The organism is Candidatus Arcticimaribacter forsetii (assembly GCF_910589745.1).
In the GTDB taxonomy this organism is placed as follows: domain Bacteria; phylum Bacteroidota; class Bacteroidia; order Flavobacteriales; family Flavobacteriaceae; genus Arcticimaribacter; species Arcticimaribacter forsetii.
Genome location: NZ_OU342399.1, coordinates 1,938,098 through 1,959,969, shown reverse-complemented (window position 1 = coordinate 1,959,969; position 21,872 = coordinate 1,938,098). Strand labels below are relative to the sequence as shown.

At 31.8% G+C, this 21,872-nt stretch carries 22 protein-coding genes, 1 tRNA gene and 1 pseudogene; 11 read left to right on the top strand and 13 right to left on the bottom strand.

The window, feature by feature from the left end; genetic code table 11:
- Window positions 1-5: 5 nt before the first annotated feature.
- Window positions 6-2,081, bottom strand: a complete 2,076-nt coding sequence (metG, locus tag NG655_RS09025) for a methionine--tRNA ligase (RefSeq protein WP_272876373.1) — start codon at window positions 2,079-2,081, stop codon at window positions 6-8.
- A gap of 60 nt (window positions 2,082-2,141) precedes the next feature.
- Between metG and NG655_RS09020 the strand changes: the two genes are divergently transcribed.
- Complete coding sequence (locus tag NG655_RS09020; protein ID WP_252158984.1) at window positions 2,142-2,501, top strand: YraN family protein; 360 nt, start codon at window positions 2,142-2,144, stop codon at window positions 2,499-2,501.
- A 71-nt stretch (window positions 2,502-2,572) separates the two neighbouring features.
- Window positions 2,573-3,232 (top strand): aspartate kinase, encoded by a 660-nt coding sequence (locus NG655_RS09015; protein ID WP_252158983.1) that lies wholly within the window; start codon window positions 2,573-2,575, stop codon window positions 3,230-3,232.
- On the opposite strand, the gene mfd is transcribed toward NG655_RS09015, so the two are convergent.
- Complete coding sequence (gene mfd, locus NG655_RS09010; protein WP_252158982.1) at window positions 3,224-6,610, bottom strand: transcription-repair coupling factor; 3,387 nt, start codon at window positions 6,608-6,610, stop codon at window positions 3,224-3,226. The two genes, NG655_RS09015 and mfd, sit on opposite strands and share 9 nt — an antisense overlap.
- Before the next feature lie 163 nt (window positions 6,611-6,773).
- Here mfd and dnaE point away from each other — a divergent pair, with 163 nt between their 5' ends.
- From dnaE to NG655_RS08990, 4 genes are all read left to right on the top strand, one after another.
- The gene (gene dnaE, locus NG655_RS09005) at window positions 6,774-11,096 is read left to right on the top strand and encodes a DNA polymerase III subunit alpha (protein ID WP_252158981.1); all 4,323 of its coding nucleotides are present in this window, start codon (window positions 6,774-6,776) and stop codon (window positions 11,094-11,096) included.
- A gap of 103 nt (window positions 11,097-11,199) precedes the next feature.
- Window positions 11,200-11,517 carry a thioredoxin gene (trxA, locus tag NG655_RS09000; protein WP_252158980.1) on the top strand — a complete coding sequence of 106 codons (318 nt, stop codon included), beginning with the start codon at window positions 11,200-11,202 and terminating at the stop codon, window positions 11,515-11,517.
- Window positions 11,518-11,601: 84 nt separating this feature from the next.
- Window positions 11,602-11,675 (top strand) — tRNA-Asp (locus tag NG655_RS08995).
- Window positions 11,676-11,881: 206 nt separating this feature from the next.
- A complete protein-coding gene (locus tag NG655_RS08990) occupies window positions 11,882-12,391 on the top strand; it encodes a hypothetical protein (RefSeq protein ID WP_252158979.1) in 510 nt (169 codons plus the stop codon).
- Between the two features lie 109 nt (window positions 12,392-12,500).
- Here NG655_RS08990 and NG655_RS08985 read toward each other — a convergent pair whose 3' ends face one another.
- From NG655_RS08985 to NG655_RS08970, 4 genes are all read right to left on the bottom strand, one after another.
- Window positions 12,501-12,728, bottom strand: coding sequence for a hypothetical protein (locus NG655_RS08985; protein ID WP_252158978.1), 228 nt, complete (start codon window positions 12,726-12,728; stop codon window positions 12,501-12,503).
- Window positions 12,729-12,807: 79 nt separating this feature from the next.
- Window positions 12,808-13,737: a hypothetical protein gene (locus tag NG655_RS08980; protein WP_252158977.1), complete on the bottom strand. Its 930-nt coding sequence runs from the start codon at window positions 13,735-13,737 to the stop codon at window positions 12,808-12,810.
- A gap of 263 nt (window positions 13,738-14,000) precedes the next feature.
- The gene (locus NG655_RS08975; protein ID WP_252158976.1) at window positions 14,001-14,159 is read right to left on the bottom strand and encodes a hypothetical protein; all 159 of its coding nucleotides are present in this window, start codon (window positions 14,157-14,159) and stop codon (window positions 14,001-14,003) included.
- Between the two features lie 190 nt (window positions 14,160-14,349).
- The gene (locus NG655_RS08970) at window positions 14,350-14,892 is read right to left on the bottom strand and encodes a hypothetical protein (protein WP_252158975.1); all 543 of its coding nucleotides are present in this window, start codon (window positions 14,890-14,892) and stop codon (window positions 14,350-14,352) included.
- 174 nt (window positions 14,893-15,066) lie between these two features.
- Here NG655_RS08970 and NG655_RS09505 point away from each other — a divergent pair.
- A pseudogene (locus NG655_RS09505) lies at window positions 15,067-15,225 on the top strand (DNA methyltransferase); the annotation flags it as partial.
- A gap of 205 nt (window positions 15,226-15,430) precedes the next feature.
- Here NG655_RS09505 and NG655_RS08965 read toward each other — a convergent pair.
- The gene (locus NG655_RS08965) at window positions 15,431-16,057 is read right to left on the bottom strand and encodes a hypothetical protein (protein WP_252158974.1); all 627 of its coding nucleotides are present in this window, start codon (window positions 16,055-16,057) and stop codon (window positions 15,431-15,433) included.
- A 273-nt stretch (window positions 16,058-16,330) separates the two neighbouring features.
- On the bottom strand, window positions 16,331-17,077 hold the full coding sequence (locus NG655_RS08960) for a hypothetical protein (RefSeq protein WP_252158973.1): 747 nt from the start codon (window positions 17,075-17,077) through the stop codon (window positions 16,331-16,333).
- Between the two features lie 178 nt (window positions 17,078-17,255).
- On the opposite strand from NG655_RS08960, the gene NG655_RS08955 reads away from it, so the two are divergent.
- The 4 genes from NG655_RS08955 (at window position 17,256) to NG655_RS08940 (ending at window position 19,271) form a co-directional block, all read left to right on the top strand.
- Window positions 17,256-17,522 carry a hypothetical protein gene (locus NG655_RS08955; RefSeq protein ID WP_252158972.1) on the top strand — a complete coding sequence of 89 codons (267 nt, stop codon included), beginning with the start codon at window positions 17,256-17,258 and terminating at the stop codon, window positions 17,520-17,522.
- Window positions 17,523-17,864: 342 nt separating this feature from the next.
- Window positions 17,865-18,167: a hypothetical protein gene (locus NG655_RS08950; protein ID WP_252158971.1), complete on the top strand. Its 303-nt coding sequence runs from the start codon at window positions 17,865-17,867 to the stop codon at window positions 18,165-18,167.
- Entirely contained in the window at window positions 18,168-18,602 is a 435-nt protein-coding gene (locus tag NG655_RS08945; protein WP_252158970.1) for a hypothetical protein, read from the top strand.
- A gap of 33 nt (window positions 18,603-18,635) precedes the next feature.
- Window positions 18,636-19,271, top strand: coding sequence for a uracil-DNA glycosylase family protein (locus NG655_RS08940; RefSeq protein WP_252158969.1), 636 nt, complete (start codon window positions 18,636-18,638; stop codon window positions 19,269-19,271).
- Window positions 19,272-19,705: 434 nt separating this feature from the next.
- On the opposite strand, the gene NG655_RS08935 is transcribed toward NG655_RS08940, so the two are convergent.
- The 5 genes from NG655_RS08935 to NG655_RS08915 all read right to left on the bottom strand — a co-directional run bounded on the left by NG655_RS08935 (window position 19,706) and on the right by NG655_RS08915 (window position 21,574).
- Window positions 19,706-19,993: a hypothetical protein gene (locus NG655_RS08935; protein ID WP_252158968.1), complete on the bottom strand. Its 288-nt coding sequence runs from the start codon at window positions 19,991-19,993 to the stop codon at window positions 19,706-19,708.
- Between the two features lie 15 nt (window positions 19,994-20,008).
- A complete protein-coding gene (locus NG655_RS08930) occupies window positions 20,009-20,347 on the bottom strand; it encodes a hypothetical protein (protein ID WP_252158967.1) in 339 nt (112 codons plus the stop codon).
- 325 nt (window positions 20,348-20,672) lie between these two features.
- Window positions 20,673-20,873, bottom strand: coding sequence for a hypothetical protein (locus tag NG655_RS08925; protein WP_252158966.1), 201 nt, complete (start codon window positions 20,871-20,873; stop codon window positions 20,673-20,675).
- Window positions 20,874-20,973: 100 nt separating this feature from the next.
- Complete coding sequence (locus NG655_RS08920; protein WP_252158965.1) at window positions 20,974-21,183, bottom strand: hypothetical protein; 210 nt, start codon at window positions 21,181-21,183, stop codon at window positions 20,974-20,976.
- 76 nt (window positions 21,184-21,259) lie between these two features.
- Entirely contained in the window at window positions 21,260-21,574 is a 315-nt protein-coding gene (locus tag NG655_RS08915) for a hypothetical protein (RefSeq protein ID WP_252158964.1), read from the bottom strand.
- Window positions 21,575-21,872 lie beyond the last annotated feature (298 nt).

Sequence of the window (21,872 nt, the reverse complement as noted above, 5' to 3'; positions counted from 1 at the left end):
CTAGTTTAGTTTATTTCGAAACCATTATCCATGGTTTGGTCCTCAGGACCAATAATAATAAGTTTACCGTCTTTATTTTGAGTCATTAAAAGCATTCCCTGACTTTCAACTCCTTTAATATTTCGTGCTGCTAAGTTGGCCAGTACAGTTACTTTTTTACCAATCATTTCTTCAGGAGTATAGCTTTCCGCAATACCCGAAACTATAGTTCTTTTTTCGAACCCTAAATCAACTGTAAGTTTCAATAGTTTTTTGGTTTTTTTAATTTTTTCAGCCTCTAAAACAGTACCTGTTCTGAGGTCCATTGCACTGAAATCATCAAAACTTATATTTTCTTTCACGGGATTGTGTTTAAAATTTTCCTTGGTGTTAGTTTTCTTAGTTGCTTCTAATTTATTGAGTTGAGCTTCAATGGTTGCATCTTCAACTTTTGCAAACAACAATTCTTGGCTTCCAATGCAATGACCATCAATTATTAAATTTTCGGTCTTCGCTATTTCATTCCATTCAATTGCATTACTAATATTTAATATGCTTCTTAATTTCTCTGCACTTTTAGGTAAAAAAGGTTCCGAAACAGTAGCAAGAGCTGCAGCTATTTGAAGTGCAATGTTCATAATAGTTTCTACGCGTTCTGGATCTGTTTTAATAAGTTTCCAAGGCTCTTGATCTGCTAAATATTTGTTTCCTAAACGAGCTAGATTTATGAGCTCTTGACTTGCTTCTCTAAAACGATAACGCTCTATGCTATTTCCAATAATAGCAGGAAAAGCTTTCATTTTCTCTAAAGTTTCTTCATCCTCTTTTGTTAAGTTTTTTCGAGCTGGAACGATTCCTTCATAATATTTTTGAGTCAGAACACTTACTCGATTTATGAAATTCCCAAAGATTGCTACTAGTTCGCTGTTGTTTCTAGTTTGAAAGTCTTTCCATGTAAAATCATTATCTTTTGTTTCCGGCGCGTTTGCAGTTAAAACATAACGAAGGACATCTTCCTGTCCAGGGAATTCTTCAAGATATTCGTGTAGCCATACTGCCCAGTTTTTTGAGGTAGATATTTTGTTTCCTTCTAAATTTAAAAATTCATTTGCAGGAACATTTTCTGGTAAAATATACTCTCCGGTTGCTTTTAAGATGCATGGAAAAATAATACAATGAAATACGATATTATCTTTTCCTATAAAATGTACAAGTTCAGTTTCTTTGTCTTTCCAATAAGGCTCCCAGTCTTTATTGTTTTTTTGAGCCCATTCTTTGGTAGAAGAGATGTAACCAATCGGAGCATCAAACCAAACATAAAGAACCTTCCCATCTGCTCCTTCAACAGGAACCGGTATTCCCCAATCTAGATCTCGAGTAACAGCTCTAGGTCTAAGTCCGTCGTCTATCCATGATTTTACTTGTCCGTAAACGTTGGGTTTCCAATCGTTTTTGTGACCCTCTAAGACCCATTCTTTCATAAAGCTTTCATACTGATCAAGAGGCAAGAACCAGTGTTTAGTTTCCTTAAGAATTGGATCAGCACCGGATAAAGTAGATTTAGGGTTTATGAGTTCCGTTGCACTTAATGAACTTCCACATTGTTCGCACTGATCACCATAAGCTTCAGTATGGTTACACTTTGGACAGGTTCCGATAACAAATCGGTCCGCAAGATATTGTTCTGCTTCTGGGTCATATAGTTGTTCCGTAATTTCTTCAATAAACTTATTGTCATCGTTCATTTTAGAGAAAATCTCTGAAGCGGTTTCATGATGAATTTTAGCTGAGGTTCTGGAATAATTATCGAATGAAATTCCAAGCTGATCAAACGATTTTCTTATCATTCCATCATACTTGTCAATGATCTCTTTTGGAGTAACACCTTCTTTTTTTGCTTTAATCGAAATTGCAACTCCATGTTCATCACTTCCACAAATAAAAGCAACATCTTTCTGTTGAGCGCGTAAATAACGACTATAAATATCTGCAGGAACATAAACCCCGGCTAAGTGTCCTATGTGTATAGGTCCGTTAGTATAAGGGAGAGCAGCAGTAATTGTGTATCTTTTTGCAGAAAGAGCCATAGTGTAATTTTTCACAAAAATAAGTCTTTTTTCTTAGGCTGTTTACTATTTTGCTAAGGTCAACCAAATTTTATTATGAGCGAATCTTATGCCTTCGGCCAATCGGCTGAACAAAAAGCAGCCAACTACCTTAAACAGAACGGGTATATTGTATTAGATCAGAACTTTCGATACAGAAAAGCTGAAATTGACATCATTGCAAAGAAAGAAGAAATTATCGTTTGTGTTGAGGTAAAAGCGAGATCCTCGTCTTATTTTGGAGCGCCAGAATCATTTGTAAGCCGTAAAAAAGTGGAGCTTTTAGTTATGGCAATGGATGCTTATATTCAAAATAAAAACATATCACTTGAAGTTCGATTTGATATCATAACTTTTTTGGTTCAGAATGGAGTCTGGAAGTGTGAATATATAGAAGACGCATTTTATCCTTTCTAAAAATAATTGTTATAAATACAACATTGTGTTTTTTATTTTGTAATTTTGCGCTTAATTCAACATTGCATTAAATGAAAACTATTGCTTCAGTCGTAGAAAACTACATTAAAACAAAGCCTTTTTTGTCTACTGCCCTTTCACAGGGAATAATCAATTTAACCTCTTTGTCGAGACAAATTCAACCAGAAATTGAAGCTTCATTAAAAAAAGAAGCTCGAAGCGGCGCAATTGTGATGGCTCTAAAGAGAATTTCTGATAATATGGAGTTCCTGTCAACACACAAAATTGTTAAAGTTTTAAAAGGGATAGGAGACATTACTGTCCGCTCTTCTTTAATTGACTATAGTTTTAAAATATCAGATACTTTATTGAGTGCTCAAGCCTCTTTTCTTTCTGAGGTGAACGATAATAAAGAAGCATTTTACACTTCTTCGAGGGGTGTTTCAGAATCTAATATTGTTGTAAGTAGCAATATGAGTCATTTAGTGGATACATTTTTCAGTAAAGAATTGATGTTAGAGAAATCTGAAGATTTATCCTCGGTAACAATTAAGCTTCCAACTGAAAATGTAGATATTCCTGGAATTTATTATTTTATTTTTCAACGGTTATCTTGGGAAGGAGTTAATATCAGACAGGTTATTTCTACCTCAAATGAGTTTACAATTTTAGTAGATGAGGAGTCTGTAAATATTGCTTTTAAAGTAATTAAAGATTTAAAATCACTCTAATTCAGGAAGTGCTTCTAGTGCTTGTTCAACGCTTTTGATATCCTTAAAGGCTAACCTTAAACGGAGACCGGATTTTGTTTGTTTTTCTTTCATATTCACAAAATTCGGATTTTCTTGTACCCAAACTAATAGTGAATGAAAACGTTCACTTTGATAAAAAGGACTCTCTTGGTCAGCAATAAAATATCCGATGCATTGGTTCTTTTTTAGTAAGATTCTATCAATACCTAGATGAGCAGCTTTCCATTTTAATCGAACACTATTTAAAAGTGCCTCTCCTTCTGGTGGCAATGGTCCAAATCTGTCCTCCACTTCTTTTTGATATTGTTCTAGATCTTTTTCATTCTTTAATGAACCTAATCTATTGTAAAGAGTCAGTCGTTCGCTAACAATGTTTATATAATGATCTGGAAAAAGAACCTCTAAATCTGTGTCAATCTGAATTTCTTTGACAAATGTTTTTGGCTTCGAATCATCTTTTTTATTGTACAGCGATTTAAACTCATTCTCTTTAAGTTCTTCTATTGCTTCTTTTAAAATTTTCTGATAGGTTTCAAATCCAATATCATTAATAAATCCACTCTGTTCTCCCCCTAATAAGTCTCCGGCACCTCGGATTTCTAAATCTTTCATTGCGATTTGAATTCCTGATCCTAGTTCTGCAAATTGTTCGATTGCTTGAATTCTTTTTTGAGCATCACTAGACATAGCGCTTAAAGGAGGTGTAATGAAGTAGCAGAAAGCTTTTTTATTACTTCTTCCAACACGACCTCTCATTTGATGTAAGTCACTCAAGCCAAAATTTTGTGCGTTGTTTATGAAAATGGTATTTGCGTTAGGAACGTCAAGTCCGTTTTCAATAATGGTCGTGGCAACCAGAATATCGTAACTCCCATCCATAAACTGCAGTAGGTTAGTTTCCAGTTTCTTTCCGTCTAGTTGGCCATGACCAATTCTAATTCTAGCATCAGGAACTAACCTCTGAAGCATACCCGCAACTTCGTTTATATTTTCTACACGATTATGAATAAAGTATACCTGACCTCCTCTCTGAATTTCATAAGAAATACTATCTCGAATCAGCTCTTCATTAAAACGGATGACTTCACTTTCGATGGGATATCTGTTTGGAGGAGGGGTTGCAATAACAGACATATCTCGAGCAGCCATCAGGCTAAATTGAAGTGTTCTAGGAATTGGGGTTGCTGTAAGCGTTAAAACATCAACATTGGTCTTTAATGCTCTAAGCTTTTCTTTGACTGCAACTCCAAATTTTTGTTCTTCATCAACAATTAAAAGTCCCAGATCTTTAAACTCAATACTTTTTCCAACTAATTGATGTGTTCCAATAATTACATCTATTTTCCCTTGTTTAAGATCCTCCACAATCTGTTTTTTATCTTTTGCAGATCGAAATCGGTTCAGATAATCGACTCGAACCGGTAGGTCTTTGAGTCTCTTGCTGAAATTTTTATAATGCTGAAATGCTAGTATGGTAGTTGGGACAAGTACAGCAACTTGTTTGCTATTATCTACTGCTTTAAAAGCGGCTCGAATAGCAACTTCAGTTTTTCCAAAACCAACATCACCACAAACTAAACGATCCATAGGTTGTTCACTTTCCATATCTTTCTTAACGTCTGCAGTCGCAGTAATCTGATCTGGAGTGTCTTCAAAAATAAAAGAAGCCTCTAATTCATGCTGTAAGTAACTGTCAGGATCGCAAGCATGACCAATTTTCTGACGTCTTTTTGCATACAGTTCGATCAGATTAAAGGCAATTTGTTTTACTCTAGTTTTAGTTTTTTGTTTTAAACTTTTCCAAGCAGTAGAACCAAGCTTATATATTTTAGGGACTTTCCCATCTTTCCCGTTAAATCGTGATATTTTATGTAGAGAATGGATGCTCAGATATAAGATATCTCGGTCGGCATAAATAAGTTTTATTGCTTCCTGTTGATTTCCTTCTACATCAATTTTTTGGAGGCCCCCAAATTTACCAATTCCATGGTCGATGTGAGTAACATAGTCACCTACTTCAAGATGTGTAAGTTCTTTAAGGGTAAGTGCTTCTTTTTTTGCTTTATTAGTTTTTAGTTGGTATTTGTGATATCGTTCAAAGATTTGATGATCTGTAAAGCAAGCGATTTTGGAATCGATATCTTCAAAACCTTCAAACAAGGGAGATACTATAGTTTTGTAGTGAACCGTTGTTTCTCCTTCTTCGAAGATATCCTTAAAGCGTTTGGCTTGTTGTTCACTGGCACAGCAAATATAATTTTGATATCCTTTTTCGTAATTATCATTTAAGTAACTAATAAGTCTATCGAATTGTCTGTTAAATGCAGGTTGAGGACTTTGTCTAAATAAAATACTTTCTTGATTCACAAGCTCTACACTTTTTGTTAGACTAACCGAGTTTAGAAGTGAAGATGATGCTTTAAAATCTTCTTTGGAGGTAAACAATACGTCAGGCGGTAAGTGCTGAGTTTCTGTTTTCAAAGCTGCGAAGTTTTCTAGGGCCTCTTGATAAAATAGGTCTAATCGCGCTCCAACAAAATCAAAATTTTGTGTCACTAATATTCCTTTCGGAGCAATAACTTCGATTAAACTTTTTCTTTTAGCACGGGTAAAGCCTTCTGAGGTGTTTGGCAGAAGTTGTATTTTGTTTAGTGTGCTAATGGATAGCTGAGTAGCAACATCGAAAGTTCTCAAGCTTTCAACTTGGTTGTCATAAAACTCAATTCTATAAGGGTGTTGATTGGAAAAAGAAAAAACATCAATGATTCCTCCTCTTACTGAAAACTCTCCAGGTTGAGTTACAAAATCTACACGTTCGAAATTGTACTCAAAAAGCATTTCATTTACAAAATCAAGAGATAGGGCACTATCTTTTTCTACTTCAAGTGTATTTTTTTTGAGTGTTGCCTGAGAAACTACTTTTTCAAAAACAGCTTGAGGGTAACTTATGATTAGTTTAGGCTTTTTGGAACTTCCTAGCTTGGTCAAAACCTCCGATCTAAGCAAAACATTAGCGTTGTCAGTTGTTTCTGTTTGATACGGTTTTCGGTAACTTGAAGGAAAAAAAAGAACGTTCTCACTTCCGAAAATACGTTCAAAATCGTTCAGTTGATAGGCAGCTTTTTCTCTATCCTCACAAATAAAAAGTAGGTTCTTTCTGACCGTTTTAAAACAATTAGCTAGAATAAAACTTATTCCCGAACCAACACTTCCCTTTAAAAACAAGCATGCGTTGTCTTGTAAAAGTCGCTCTTCAAGCGCTTTTTGACTTTTATTTTCGGAAAAGGAATTTATTAAAGAGTCGATCTCTTTTCTTTTTTGGCAAATATAAGAGCATTTTTTTTCTAAACTAATCAACGTTCTTCATTTGCAATAAATTTTAATGAGTCTAAATATATGAGGTCGAATGATTCCTTATATCAACTTAGAAAAGAAGAACGTTAATTCTTTTTTCTATTCCGTTAATAACTCCCTTCAAAACCTTTTTTGTAGCCCATATGAATTCCCTATTTTCGTTTTTATGTATATCATATTTGATACCGAGACAACCGGACTTCCAAAACGCTGGAATGCACCACTTACTGATTCAGAAAACTGGCCAAGGTGTATTCAGATTGCCTGGCAGGTACACGGGGAACGAGGGGAATTGATATCTCATGAGGATTATTTGGTACAACCCGATGGATTTACAGTTCCTTATGATGCTGAAAAAATTCATGGAATCTCAACTGCACTAGCACAAGAAGAAGGACTTCCATTAGCGGAGGTGCTCTCTCTTTTTAGAACTGCATTAGAACAAGCAGAATTTGTTGGGGGTCACAATGTGTCTTTTGATTTAAATATTATGGGTGCCGAGTTTCTTCGTTTAGGAGATGAAAACCCTTTGGAAGAGGCTAAGATAATAGATACTTGTACTGAAGAAACTGCAACCTTATGTCAACTACCTGGAGGAAGAGGGGGTAAGTTTAAGTTGCCTACATTAACAGAATTGTATCAGCATTTGTTTGGGACTGGGTTTGGAGAAGCTCATAACGCAACTGCCGATGTAGAAGCAACCACACGCTGTTTTTTAGAGTTGCTTAGAAAAGGACAGTTAAATCCACCTGTATTACAAGATAAGCAAGACCAGGTTTTAGTGCTTCAAGAAGCTCAAACTACTACGATTGAATTGATTGGATTGAAGCATGTAAATTTAAAAAAAGCGTCTCAATCGATCGAAAATGAGCAGGTCCAAAAACCGACTGAACCTGTTTCTTCAGAACAGACTTCTGATCTTCAAAATGCTCCTTTTGTTCACTTGCACAACCATTCGCAATTCTCGGTTTTACAGGCAACCTCAAAAATGAGTCAGTTAGTGGATGCTGCTGTTAACCATCAAATGCCCGCTATAGCAATAACGGATCATGCTAATTTAATGGGTGCATTTCACTTCATTAAAGCTGTTGGAAATCATAATAAAAATGCAGTTGAAGAAGCACAGATAAAACCAATTGTAGGTTGTGAGTTTTATGTATGCGAGGACCATAAGGATAAGACTAGGAGAGATGATGGGTATCAAATAGTTTTTTTAGCGAAAAACAAGAACGGATATCATAACTTGGCTAAAATGAGTTCTATCGCCTATGTAGAGGGATTTTACTATGTTCCAAGGATTGACAAAGAGGTGGTAGAGCAGTATAAGGATGACCTGATTGTTTTGACAGGAAATTTATACGGTGAAGTACCTTCGAAAATATTAAACATTGGGAACCGCCAAGCGGAGGAAGCATTACAATGGTGGCACGAAAAATTTGGTGAAGATCTTTATATAGAGATAATGCGTCACGGTCAAGAAGATGAACGACGAGCTAATGAAGTTTTGGTAAACCTTGCAAATCAACATAAAATCCCTTTGGTTGCATCAAATAACACCTATTATGCTTCAAAAGAAGAGGCTAACGCTCATGATATTTTACTTTGTTTAAAAGAAGGTGAAAAGCAAGCTACGCCAATCGGACGAGGAAGAGGATTTAGATATGGTTTTCCAAATCAGGAATACTATATCAAATCTCCAGAAGAGATGAAATCTCTTTTCAAAGACCTGCCTGATGCAATTTTGAATATTGAAAAATTAGTTGAAAAGATTGAACCTTTTGAACTTGCGCGAGAAGTTTTACTTCCTAAGTTTGATATTCCAGAAGCTTATTTAGTTGAAAATGATCCAGATGGAAAACTTGGAGAGAATAAGTTTCTTCGTCATTTGACCTATGAAGGAGCAAAGAAAAGATATGGGACGCTTACAGATGAGATCACCGAGCGGATAGATTTTGAGTTAAGTGTAATTGCAAACACTGGGTATCCTGGTTATTTCTTAATTGTACAAGATTTGATTGCAGCAGCACGTGAAATGGATGTTTCAGTGGGTCCGGGGCGTGGTTCAGCAGCAGGTTCTGTAGTAGCTTATTGTTTGTGGATCGTAAATTTAGATCCGATAAAGTATAACTTACTTTTTGAGCGTTTTTTAAATCCAGATCGTGTAAGTATGCCCGATATTGACATTGATTTTGATGATGAGGGAAGAGGAAGAGTAATGGACTATGTGATTGATAAATATGGATCAAATCAAGTTGCTCAGATCATTACCTATGGAACCATGGCTGCAAAATCATCTATTCGAGATACAGCTCGTGTTTTGGATCTAGCATTGAATGAAGCAGATCGGATTTCTAAATTATTGCCTAACATTAAGCTTTCTAAGATTTTTGGTCTTCCGGAGAAAGATTTAAAAAAAGCTCTTAGAGCTGACGAATACATTAAAGTTCAAGAATTTTTATCTCTTTCAGAAGAGTCTAGTTTATCTGGTGAAACTATTCAACAAGCAAAAGTTCTCGAAGGTTCGCTTCGAAACACGGGAACTCATGCCTGTGGAGTAATTATTACTCCAGATGATATTACAAAATTTGTTCCGGTCGCAACAGCCAAAGATTCAGACCTATTTGTTACTCAATTTGACAACTCTGTTGTAGAAGATGCGGGCTTACTTAAAATGGATTTCTTGGGATTAAAAACCTTGACTCTGATAAAAGACACAGTCAAGTTAGTACAATACAAACATAACATTACCCTAGATCCGGATACCTTCCCCTTAGATGACATAAAAACTTATGAGCTTTTTCAAAGGGGAGATACTGTAGGTATTTTTCAATACGAATCTGCGGGAATGCAAAAGTACCTAAAAGACCTAAAGCCGACTGTTTTCGCAGATTTAATTGCAATGAATGCTCTGTATAGACCGGGGCCTTTAGAGTATATACCCAGTTTTGTTGCACGAAAAAATGGGAAGGAAGAAATTTCATACGATTTAGACGATATGGAAGAGTATCTTCAAGAAACCTATGGGATTACCGTTTACCAAGAGCAGGTGATGCTTTTATCCCAGAAGTTAGCAGGTTTCTCTAAAGGTGATGCAGACGTTTTACGTAAAGCAATGGGTAAAAAAATACATGCTTTACTAGCAAAACTGAAGCCTCAGTTTATTGAAGGTGGAAATGCAAACGGACACGACACTGAAAAATTAGAAAAAATTTGGAAGGATTGGGAGGCATTTGCATCCTATGCATTTAACAAATCACATTCAACTTGTTATGCTTGGATTGGATATCAAACAGCTTATTTAAAAGCACATTATCCTGCTGAATATATGGCAGCAGTGCTTTCAAATAATATGAGCGACATAAAACAAGTAACGTTTTTTATGGAAGAATGCCGCCGAATGGGACTGAAGGTTTTAGGTCCGGATGTAAATGAATCTTTTTATAAGTTTACGGTTAATGATAACCAGGCTATTCGCTTTGGTATGGGTGCAATAAAAGGGGTAGGACGTGGAGCTGTAGAAACCATAATAGAGCATAGAAAAGAAACTAAATATACTTCTATATTCGATTTAACCAAGCGCATCGACCTTCGTGCAGCAAATAAAAAAGCACTTGAAAACCTTACACTTGCCGGTGGATTAGATTCCTTTGGAACTTGTCATAGGGCACAGTATTTTAATCAAGATGGAGACGGAATTATATTTCTTGAAAAAGCAGTTCGTTACGGTGCAAAACATCAGGAAAACATCAACTCTGCGCAAACCAATCTTTTTGGAGACGATAGCCAAGAACAAATACAAGAAATTAAAATACCAGAATGCGAGTCTTGGGGAACGCTCGAATTATTGAAGAAAGAAAAGGCAGTAGTAGGAATATATATTTCAGCACACCCTTTGGATGACTTTAAACGGGAAATGAAGTATTTTTCAACTGCTACATTCGATGTTTTAAATAATTTAGATACGCTAATAAATAGAGAATTGAGTTTTGGAGGAATTATTAATGAGGTTGATCATCTAACCACTAAAACAGGAAAAGGATGGGGTAAATTTATAATTGAAGATTTCTCGGACCAATATGAATTTAAGATTTTTGGTGAGGAATATTTAAAGTTTAGACATTTTATCTTACCTAATAACTTTGTGCGTCTTAGAATTCGGGTAGCAGAGGGGTGGAGAAACCGAGAAACTGGACAACTTGGTCAGCCAAGAATACAGTTTAATAACTTTGAAATGCTTCACGATACTTTAAAAACTAACATTAAGAAAATTACATTGATGCTCGAAGTTAAACAATTGAATGAAACAAGTATTCGAGATTTGAAGAGTATAATTACTCCATTTAAAGGAGATAAAGGTTTGTATATCGATGTGTTTGATACGGAAGAGAAAATTAAGCTGTCTTTACCTAGTAGAAAACAAAGAGTTGAGGTTTCGAATGAACTTTTGAAACTGCTGGAAGAAAAGAATATTCATTATAAAATTAATTAAATCGAGTTTTATAATTTAATTATAAGAAAATCAGATACCATCGTTACCTTGTGGAAAATAAAAAAGATACATTTGTAGAATATTTAAAATAAAAATTAAGATTATGGCAATAGAAATTACAGACGCAAATTTCGAAGAAATTGTATTAAAATCATCACAACCAGTTCTTGTAGATTTTTGGGCAGCATGGTGTGGTCCTTGTCGAATGGTAGGTCCTATTATTGAAGAAGTAAGTGCTGACTTTGAAGGAAGAGCTGTTGTTGGAAAGTTAGACGTTGATACTAATCAAGAGTTTGCAGCAAAATATGGTGTACGTAATATTCCAACTGTTTTAGTATTTAAGGATGGAGAAATTGTTGATCGTAAAGTAGGTGTTTCTCCTAAAACTGCTTATTCTGAAGCACTTGAAGCTTTAGTATAAAAAAAGGTAATATTTTTTTATTTTTAGGCTCAATTTATTTGAGATAAAGGAAAATGCAATGTATATTTGCCATCGTTCAATCAAGGTCTGGTAGTTCAGCTGGTTAGAATACCTGCCTGTCACGCAGGGGGTCGCGGGTTCGAGTCCCGTCCAGACCGCAACCACTTCGAAATTTATAACTCCTTGAATTTCAGGGAGTTATTTTTTTAGGTGGTTCGAGTCACTCCCTATTTTTAAAAATATAATGTAATTATATAGTAATCAGTAGGTTATACTGATTTTAGATAAGAGAAGAAATTAAAGTGTGTTATAATTTCTACTTTTTCTTCTTAGATTTCATTATATTCAATATCAAAAATAAAAAATGGAAGTAACACTTGAAGGAGATTATTTTGATGGATTTTTTCAAATGTGGTCAATAGGGTTAAAAAACGACAAACATAATTTTTCAATTTTTTTATCCCTAGAACAAAGGAACACTTCAAAGGAGTATGATGATGAATTTGAACCTTTTCTTCAACTATCAACTATGTTTCAACATTCAGGATTAGAATTTAAACAAAACATTTCTATTATTGAAGGTGATGAAGATCACCAACAAAATAAATTTTTAAACAAGTATCATGATATCATTGTAAAACCCTATTCCTTCGAAGACTTGGGTTACAAAACCCCAAACTATCTAATTATCAAAGATGATATAAATAGAAATTATATTACAATCGAAAGTGGTGATTATGTTTTTGAAATTGATTGTGAATCAAACGATGGTTCTAAGAAAGAAATGATTCAAGAATTAGAAGAAATTATAAAGTCAAATAAGAATGGTGTTGAACTACTTGACGAACACCCTGGTGATGAATATTGGGGATAATATATCAAAAAACACAATTTTAATTTTTCAACAACTTAAAACCCCCCTCTAAAATAAATTCAAACTAAGTAATTAAAATTTTAGAGTAATCATTACCATCAAAATTGAATCATAATTCAGAATATTTTTCTACTGATGTAACATAATCATCTTGTGAAATAGAATCAAGACTACTTTGTAAATCTTTTAATACTTTATCCTCTGGGTGATTTTCAATTAATTTGGTTACAAATTCATATGATTCATCAGATTTCCATTTTTTTATATCCCACCAAGGTACATCATATTTTACCTCTAAGTGATTTAAACCCTTCGATACCAATTCTGTTATTTCCATAATTCAATATTTAAAACAGTAATTTACAAAATTATAACACATAAAATCATATAACATTTGAACACAGAGTGTTCAAAAACTAACTCCAATAGTTGAATAAAAGTCTTTCAAGTTGTTTAAGAGTTATATCTTCTTTTTTAGATTTCTCAATCATCTGTTTCCAATAAAACTCGAGATGTTTGGGAAGGTTATTTTTTAAATTGTTTCCTTCATTTTCATTAAATTTTTTTCTTATTCTATCATCAAAAATTGGTAAACTTTGATCTTCTAATTTATTATATAACCAATATCTTACATGTTTAGTAGAAAAAGAAATATTAAAATTATTAATACCACCTTTTATACCCTCTTTTTTACAATAAGATTTATGAGATTCAAATGTCCATTTTGAAAATGTTTGTACCCAATCACCATCTTTTTCAAAACTAAGACATCTTTGAACTAATTTCCTATAGGTTTCAATATCAAAGTTTTCATGAAATCTTCCACCTGTAGACGGTTGTTCCAATTTTGGTTTATTGTAAATAAGTCTACCACCCTTTCCTCCCCAAACTTGTATTGTATGAAAAATATTAATTAGTTCTTCATCTGATATATCTTCAATTTTAGAGAAAGAACTTATTTTATTGAATAAATATTTCTCTACTTCATCGAGTGTGGTAAATTTTTCAACTGGATCTTTCAAACCATATTTAGTCAAAAGATTTATCATAAATTTTACGGACACAGAATCCTCTATTTTATCGATAACTAAAGGAGGATATACAGTTTGTTGATAATTTATATCATTTGGAAAATTTAAAGTTTGATTCATTCCCGTTCTTCTTTCTCTTATTTTGGATTTTGTATTTTTTTTATGTTTGACTTCCTTACCTGAATCGTCAATTTTATTGACAGTCATATACATTTTCTTACCATCAATTAAAACCTTTTCACTATTTACTATTTTATTAGTAAAGAATCTTCTTATTTCACTTTTAGACTTTAACACCTTTACTGGTTTGTCCATAATTCAATATTTAAAACAGTAATTTACAAAATTATAACACACATAAAATCATAATATTTATATCATTTGAACCGATTATTAGTACACAACTCTGTAAAATAGTTTACACATAAGGGTTTAAGTTTAATCAAAGTGTACAAAAATCAACAAATTTAGTACACATGGTGTACTAAGGTGTTTTTTAAAAGGTTGGTTATCAGTAGGGTTACAGTAGGGTTCGAGTCCCGTCCAGACCTCAAAAATAATCCCATATTCGATATAAGTTAAATGCTTTGAACTGAAATAATGTTTTTTTTAGGAAACTTTTTTTCAATTTTATAAATCACTTCTAAAATACCTTCTTCTCTATAGTTGAGTTTACTTATAGATTTTAAAAAACTACCATCTTTAAAATTAACTTTAACAGACCATTTTTTTTTCATAAAACCAATTATTTAAGTTTAAAATTAAATAATTTTATAATCCTCAGATCATCTATTAATTAGGATTAATAGTCATTATTGTTCTTTTTTATAGTACTCGAAAGAGTATGTTATAAATCACCCAGGACCAATTACAAATATTTCATAACCCTCATATCACTATAAACTAAAGATTAAGTTAGATCATAAATTATTCTATAGTTATAGGATCCCCTCCGGACGATGAACATAACTTAACATAAAACGATTTGCTTTTACCGGATTCAAAATCAAGATGATCAAGACGCTCTCCTTTGTAAGTAAGTCCCGATATTAGTTCGAAATCACCTATGGAAGTCTCTACGCATTTAGCTACATAAGAAAAATCTTCTGGATTTGGAGGATCTTCACTACTAACGTTATAAGTTAAACAAGATCCTTTATATTCATTGATAATTAACAAAGTATTTTCATAATCATTAGAATTTTCTGGGTCTAAACAAGGTGCGTTGTCCCATATATCATCATTACATTCTACAGTATGTTCTTGGTCAATATTATTGATTTTAAGAAAAACGTTATCATTATCGAAAAGGTCAGAACATTCAAAGTCACATTCTCCATCTTCAATCAACATTTCTTCAACTTCATACGGGTCATCAAACTTAACAGCCATGTCAAAATCATCTCCACTTATGCTCTTTGCCTTTATGTGACATTCCCATCCATACAATTCCACTTTATAATCTTTCAAAATTAATTTTTAAATACTTGTATACTAATTTTTTCAAAACATAAAAAGATATTACCCTTCAAATATTAATGAATATCTAACACTTGACAATCTTTACAGAAAAGGACAAGGGAAAAGAACGGATTTAACTTCTGTTAAATCTAACATAAGTTAAATTTCAAAGGAGAACACCCTGCTCCATTCCCTGAAGAAATAATCACTTTACCAATTCTTCAAACTTCCAAAGAGTTTGAATTAGTTTTAGACCCTTTTATGGGTAGTGGAACTGTTGGAAGGGTTTGTGATAAGTTTAATAGATGTTTTGTGGGTTATGATTTGAGGGGGTATAACTAATAAATTATAACTCATTATTAGCTGGAGGAAGATTTCCTGAACTTTTTAAAAACTTAGTTAGTATTTCTTTTTCAAGAAGTTCAGGTGTATAGTATTCTCTATGATTACAATACTTCCGAAATATTTTACTTATGTATCCTTATTATGTCCTGATTTTCTATATTCAAAAGAATCTGATTCAAAATTAATTTTTAAGTACATTAATCTATTTTAATTCTTTTTGTAGATCAACTAACTTATCCACGTATCCTATATGAGTAAAATTTTCATCTAGAATACCACTTAAATAAATTTGACCTTCTTTGATATTGGCGAGGTATGACAAATTATTTATTTTAATATTGGCTGAATCCTTTAAAGTGAAATTATCGTTTAGTTCTTTAGATAAACCGGCAATCCTATAATAATCAATTTCACTCGATGCATTTGTAAGAGTTACATTTATCAATCTTTCAAACTCATTTGATGTTAATTCAAAAAACTTGATCAATTCCATATTTACAACTATATTTTCGACATATACATCTGTAATTTGAAGGTGTTTTAATTTCGATAAATTATTTATTCCATCAATGTTTTCAAGTTTAGATTTATAATTTTTTCTTGAAGAAAAAATTGTTAAATACTCAACATTAGGAAAGATTTCAAAAATCCAATCTAAATTTTTTGTTTTAGGTTCATGTAACATTACATGTTTTGCATTTAATGTTTCATCATTACCTGGGAATAAAAATTGCCCTGTAAATCCAGGCTGTGGCCTACGAGCATCGTAATAAATCGTGTAATCATTAATAAATTTAGTTGCATTCCCAAATAATTTTTTGTAATCCATAATTTTGAATTTGTAAGTGGTTTCTTAACTAGTTCTACGTCACTACCGTATGCCACTCCTATTTTTACACTAAATATATTTACGGAGTCACTAGCACTCCAGTTAGTTAGTTTTTCTAAATCTAATATAAATATTTTTTTTGTAAAAAATCAATTTCCGGTAAACAAAGGACCTGAATTATTACTAAATATCCTCTCAAAAATGAGTTCATTTGAGAAGTCTATGGTTAAACCTCGAGATTTGAAGGGGTATTTCTTAACTCCAAATCACTACTTAAATATTGTATGGGGACAAATATTTACCCTCAAAAGTGATGTTTTTATCTGATAATTTCATCCAGTGTTTTTCGGATAATTCCGAATTCCTCTTGGGTTCACGATGATAAATCGTTGCGAAAGAATTTGGAATTTTATCAAGAACAAAAGGGAGATTGTCAGAAGTCTGTTCACTTTCTGGAATTTCCCTGTTGGGTGATTTGATCGTTGATTGCGTGTATTCTGGGAAATACCGTGGATGGAGAAAATTTGATCTCAACTGCATATTGATGTCAAGGGCAACCTCGTCCCAAGTATATTTAGAAAATCTTTTCATATTTTGTTTTATTTTATCCCACTGGTTTGGTGTAAAATCCCAGGTAATTTCTCCTTGTATTTTAACACTAAAATAAATCAAGTTGTCATCCTCTTCCAGTTTTTTTATATCACTAAAAACCAACTTATTTTCTTCTGACACACTAAACTCCCATCGATAACCCCCTAATTCATTTTCGTCTTTAGAACAAAAACTTAAGGAAATCTCGAGTATGTAAAAAGGGTCTGTTATAGGATTAAATTTATATTTCCAATCAATAAATTTACTTGTGATACCTTTATGAGCAATTACAATACGATCCTCATTAGAAAGTAGGTGTTCGAAAAGGAATTTGGGATAATAAGATTCATCTGTAGTCCTTGGATCCTGTTTTTTTTTGGGAAATTTAAAAACAAAATTATCGTCTAGTTTAATAGTTGATTTAGACATCTGTAAATTTTTACTTAAAACTAACTAAATTTTCCCTAAAATAAAAATCAAACTTTAAGATCAATCTATTATATTTCCTGATCAAAAACAACCAACTCCGATATAAAAACCACTCCACAGAGTAACAGTTTTATAATACACAAATAATGTTTATATTTATTTAAACAAAATAAATAATATGGAATTAAAGATAAAGTGTTTAGAAAATTGGAAAAAACCACCGAATTACTCAACGACTTTTCAATATGAAGAATATAAGATTTTATTGGACTATAATTATGATAAAGACGAGTGTTATGTTAAAGTCAATGATAAACAACATATCGAGGGAAATAACGAAACTTTAGATAAACTTGTAGATGGTTTATCAAATAGTATGGTTGGACTAAGTTGGGAAGATTGTGAAATTGGAGAAGAACTTACAGTTAATCCTGATCATTTATAAAATTATAACACAGGTAAAATCGTATAACACAGAGTAACATAAAAACCAACACTATTATAACACACCGTGTTATAAGGTAGGATGCTAAAACACTGGTCTAAAAGTAGTTAAAGTATTGGTTCGAGTCCCGTCCAGACCGCACATCATAAACCCTTGATAATCAAGGGTTTATGTTTTTGTAAATCATCCTATTTTTTGACTGGTTCGAATCCTTCCAAAATCTATGTTTAAGGGAAAGGTGTAACCAAAAAATCTACATATAAAATAAACAGTGAGGATTTTTTCAGACAAATGAAATGAAGTATTTTTATTTTATTAACTTAGGAAATTAAATACAAAATTATGATAACAGTAAAGTTTTATGGGTATTCAGATGTTGAAGAATATATTGAAAATACAAAAGTTGATGTTGTAGATTCATTTCAAATGTATTACCCAGACTCAGAATGTGAAACAAAAATAATTAAGGAGGAAGAACAGTTTGAATTTGTTTTTAGTGGAGAATGGTCAAGTCCAGAGGATATTGATGAAGACGTTGTAAAAGAAATTTGTAATAGTCATGAATTATATTGTTCAATACATCAAGATAATAAGTCAAATAAAAGTTATTATTACGATGAAGATGATGTCTTTGTTTATGACTAAATGAAAAAAATAATCTCAATTGGTTCAATTCCAGAAGATTCTAAAACTAAAATCATTTATTGTGGTGATAGTGAGACATCTAAAACAGTAGAATTAAATTTCAAAATAGAAAATCAAAATATTCATGGTTTAGATAATGAATTTTCATTTTCATTCGTCGGTGAGTTCCTCACTCCAAATTCTAATCACTTAAAAGAATTATCTAAATATATTTCTAATTTCGGTTTAAATATTTCATCAAATCATATTTATAATGGTTTTTATCTTTTAAATGAAAAAAAAGATACATTCTCTCAAAAATTTAAAATTATAGAGTCATCAGGGGGAGTTTTCGAAAACATAAACCAAAATTATAATGGAATGATATATTTCAGAAAATATTTAGAACAGGACGGGGAAATAATTGATGAAAATATTTGTGTCAAAATATTATAATTAAAAATTTAAAAAACATATTGGATTACTTATATGGAAACAACAACTGAAGAACACCCTTGGGAATTATTTCCCCAGGACAGTAAAATTAATAGACTAATAGTAGGTTCTTTCCCTCCAAATAAAATGGTACTTCCAGTTGGACATAAAATGAGATATCTAGATGGTATTGAAAAAATTAACCAAAAAGAAAAAACTAAAAAGTTTGATTTTTTTTACGGTAGTAAACAAAATGATTTTTGGGAACTTTTTATTAGTTCACTAAAGTTAAAAATAGAGATTGATGATCTTGAGGGTTTAAAATATTGGTTGGAACAAAATAAATGGGGTATTACAGATATTGTATTGACAACAACGAGAAAGAAGGATTCTCCTTCAGATCAAGATCTTGTTCCCAAAAAATGGAATAAAGATTTAATTCAAAAAGTATTACAAAATAACGAAATCAATTTCATTTACTTTACTAGTAAGTGGGTAAGAAAACATTTTGAAAAAATTATAAGTCCTAGTCTTTACAATTCATCAAAGTTATTTACTCTAATATCCCCATCCCCAAGTGGTTTAAGAAAATTTCCAAAAGAAGTATTATTGGAATTACCTAAAGTTGACCACGAATCAAATAAAGAATATAGGTTAAGATATTACAATTTTGTATTATCAAATAAATAAAATTTGTGGTTTTATTGGACTCTAAAAGTTGTGGGTTCAATATGATATTTTCATTTAAAACTTATTTCATTTATATTTAAACTGATTTTTAGTACTCCCCTCTGGTAAATATAGTACTCACAAAGTTTACAGAGTACTCACAGAGAACAAAAATCAACAAATTTAATCCTCAGTGAGGACAGTGAGTATTTTTAAGGGTTTGATTATCAGGTAATTATGAATGGGTTCGATTCCCGTCCAGACCGCAATCACTTCGAAATTTATAACTCCTTGATTTTCAGGGAGTTGTTTTTTTAGGTGGTTCGAATCCCTCCCTATTTTTAATAATATCATGTAATTAAATATAAATCAGTTGGTTATACTGATTTTTGAAAAGAGAAGTAATTAAAGTGTGTTATAAATCCGTGGAGTAATTTGTTAAGAGTAAGAGAAATTCATTCAATCCATTCCGGTCCAGAATCTTCTGAGATTACTAACTCTTCTCCTACTTTAGAATTTTCGTACTCTAAATGTACCATTCCATTGGAAAGAGAATTAATTAATAAATCTAAATTTTCATTATCACCTTCTATCCAATTTTCACCATTAACAAAAATTTTTAAATAATCATCGTCATAATGATAGTCTAACACTATTTCTTTATCCTCCCATTTAAAATGTGTATTGTATTTTGGAGGTTTAGACCAGTTTCTTATACATGTAATATTAAAAGTCTTATCCATAACTCAATTTTGTGATTATTTTACTTTGTAGGAATCAAATAAAACTTCTCCCAAAACATTTTGTATTTCATTAATTGAAATATCTGAGTCAAACATACCTATTCTACCTACTTCCCCTAACTCTTCAAGAAAACCACATTTTGTATCACAATATCCCCCAGATATCATTTCAAAATCAGTTTCTAACATAGATAATCTTTGATCATACTCGGGATGGTCAGGGTTTAAAATAAGAACATATCCTTGAAAATCAGGTCCTAATCCATATTGTTCACCAAGTTCCTCAACAGAGGAACATCCTTCCAAAAATTTATCTTTTTGTTCTTCAAATATTTTTTTACAAAGATCACTCATAATTCAATTTTTTATAACTCTAATTTACAAAATTATAACACAGGTAAAATCGTATAACACAGAGTAACATAAAAACCAACAATTTTATAACACACCGTGTTATAAGGGAGGAGGTTAAAACATTAGTCTCTAGGTAGTTAAAGGATTGGTTCGAGTCCCGTCCAGACCGCAATCACTTCGAAATTTATAACTCCTTGATTTTCAAGGAGTTATTTTTTTAGGTGGTTCGAGTCACTCCCTATTTTTAAAAATATAATGTAATTGTATATAAATCAGTAGGTTATACTGATTTTTGAAAAGAGAAGTAATTAAAGTGTGTTATAAATTAATCTTTCCAATCGTCTCCAATGTAGTCTACTTCAAAATTAAGTTCATCTTCACCTGTATCCTCATATTTACCATTAGAATTTAAAAAGTTAATGAGTTCATAATCATTCATTGATTCTAATTTTTCTTTAAGGTCTGGTTGGTCTTCAAGTTCCCACTCACAATCGGTAATAACAGTTTTTTTACCATATATTTTCATAAGTTCAATATTTTATTTTTATATAACCCTAATTTATAAAATTATAATACAGATGATTACTTAAGTCTTCTTTACACATAGTTATTTGAAAGTTTTTGATTTAAACCATTTCATCTGTTATTTCGTTTATATCATCATAAACTCTATCATCATCATCTGTTTCGTATTCAATGTATGGGTTTTCATCATCTAGATTTAAATTTATACACTTAATATAATCCCTTTCAGAAAGGGTCTTCAGAACTTGTTTTTGATCACTAAGTCCACACATAGTTAACTCCTCAATTTTTTTTCCGTCTATTTTGTACATAATTAAATTTTTATAAACCTAATTTACAAAATTATAACACAGGTAAAATAGTATAACACAATCAACAGTTTATATCTTATTTACCTAAAATATAATTTTCAGACTCTAACATAATTTTATCAGTGGTTTCTTCATCTAACATTTCACCAAGAGTATCATGACCATTATCCCAAATTTCATGGATAATATCATAAAGATCGTTACCACTCATACCAAGTCTTTCCTTTAGAAAGTTAGTAAAATTATTTATATCCTCTGTTTTATTAACAAATAAAATCACATTCCAATCATATTCCTCTTCATAAATTTCATATTTATCAGATTCATATTTATGAATCTCATTAATTACTGATTTTTTATCGGTATAAAAGTCTACATAAGGTTTGTCCATAATTCAATTTTATTTCAACTTAATATACAAAATTATAACACAGGTATAATCGTATAACACAAAGTAACATAAAAACCAACAATTTTATAACACACCGTGTTATAAGGTGGAGGTTAAAACACTGGTCTACAGGTAGTTGAAGGATTGGTTCGAGTCCCGTCCAGACCGCTAAATGAAATATATAACCTCTTCATTTTGAAGGGGTTATTTATTTTATAGTCAATTTATTATACAAGTGAGTTTTAAATTGAGTTCTAAATTTTAAAATATTTTAAATTTAATTTGAGTTTAAATTAAA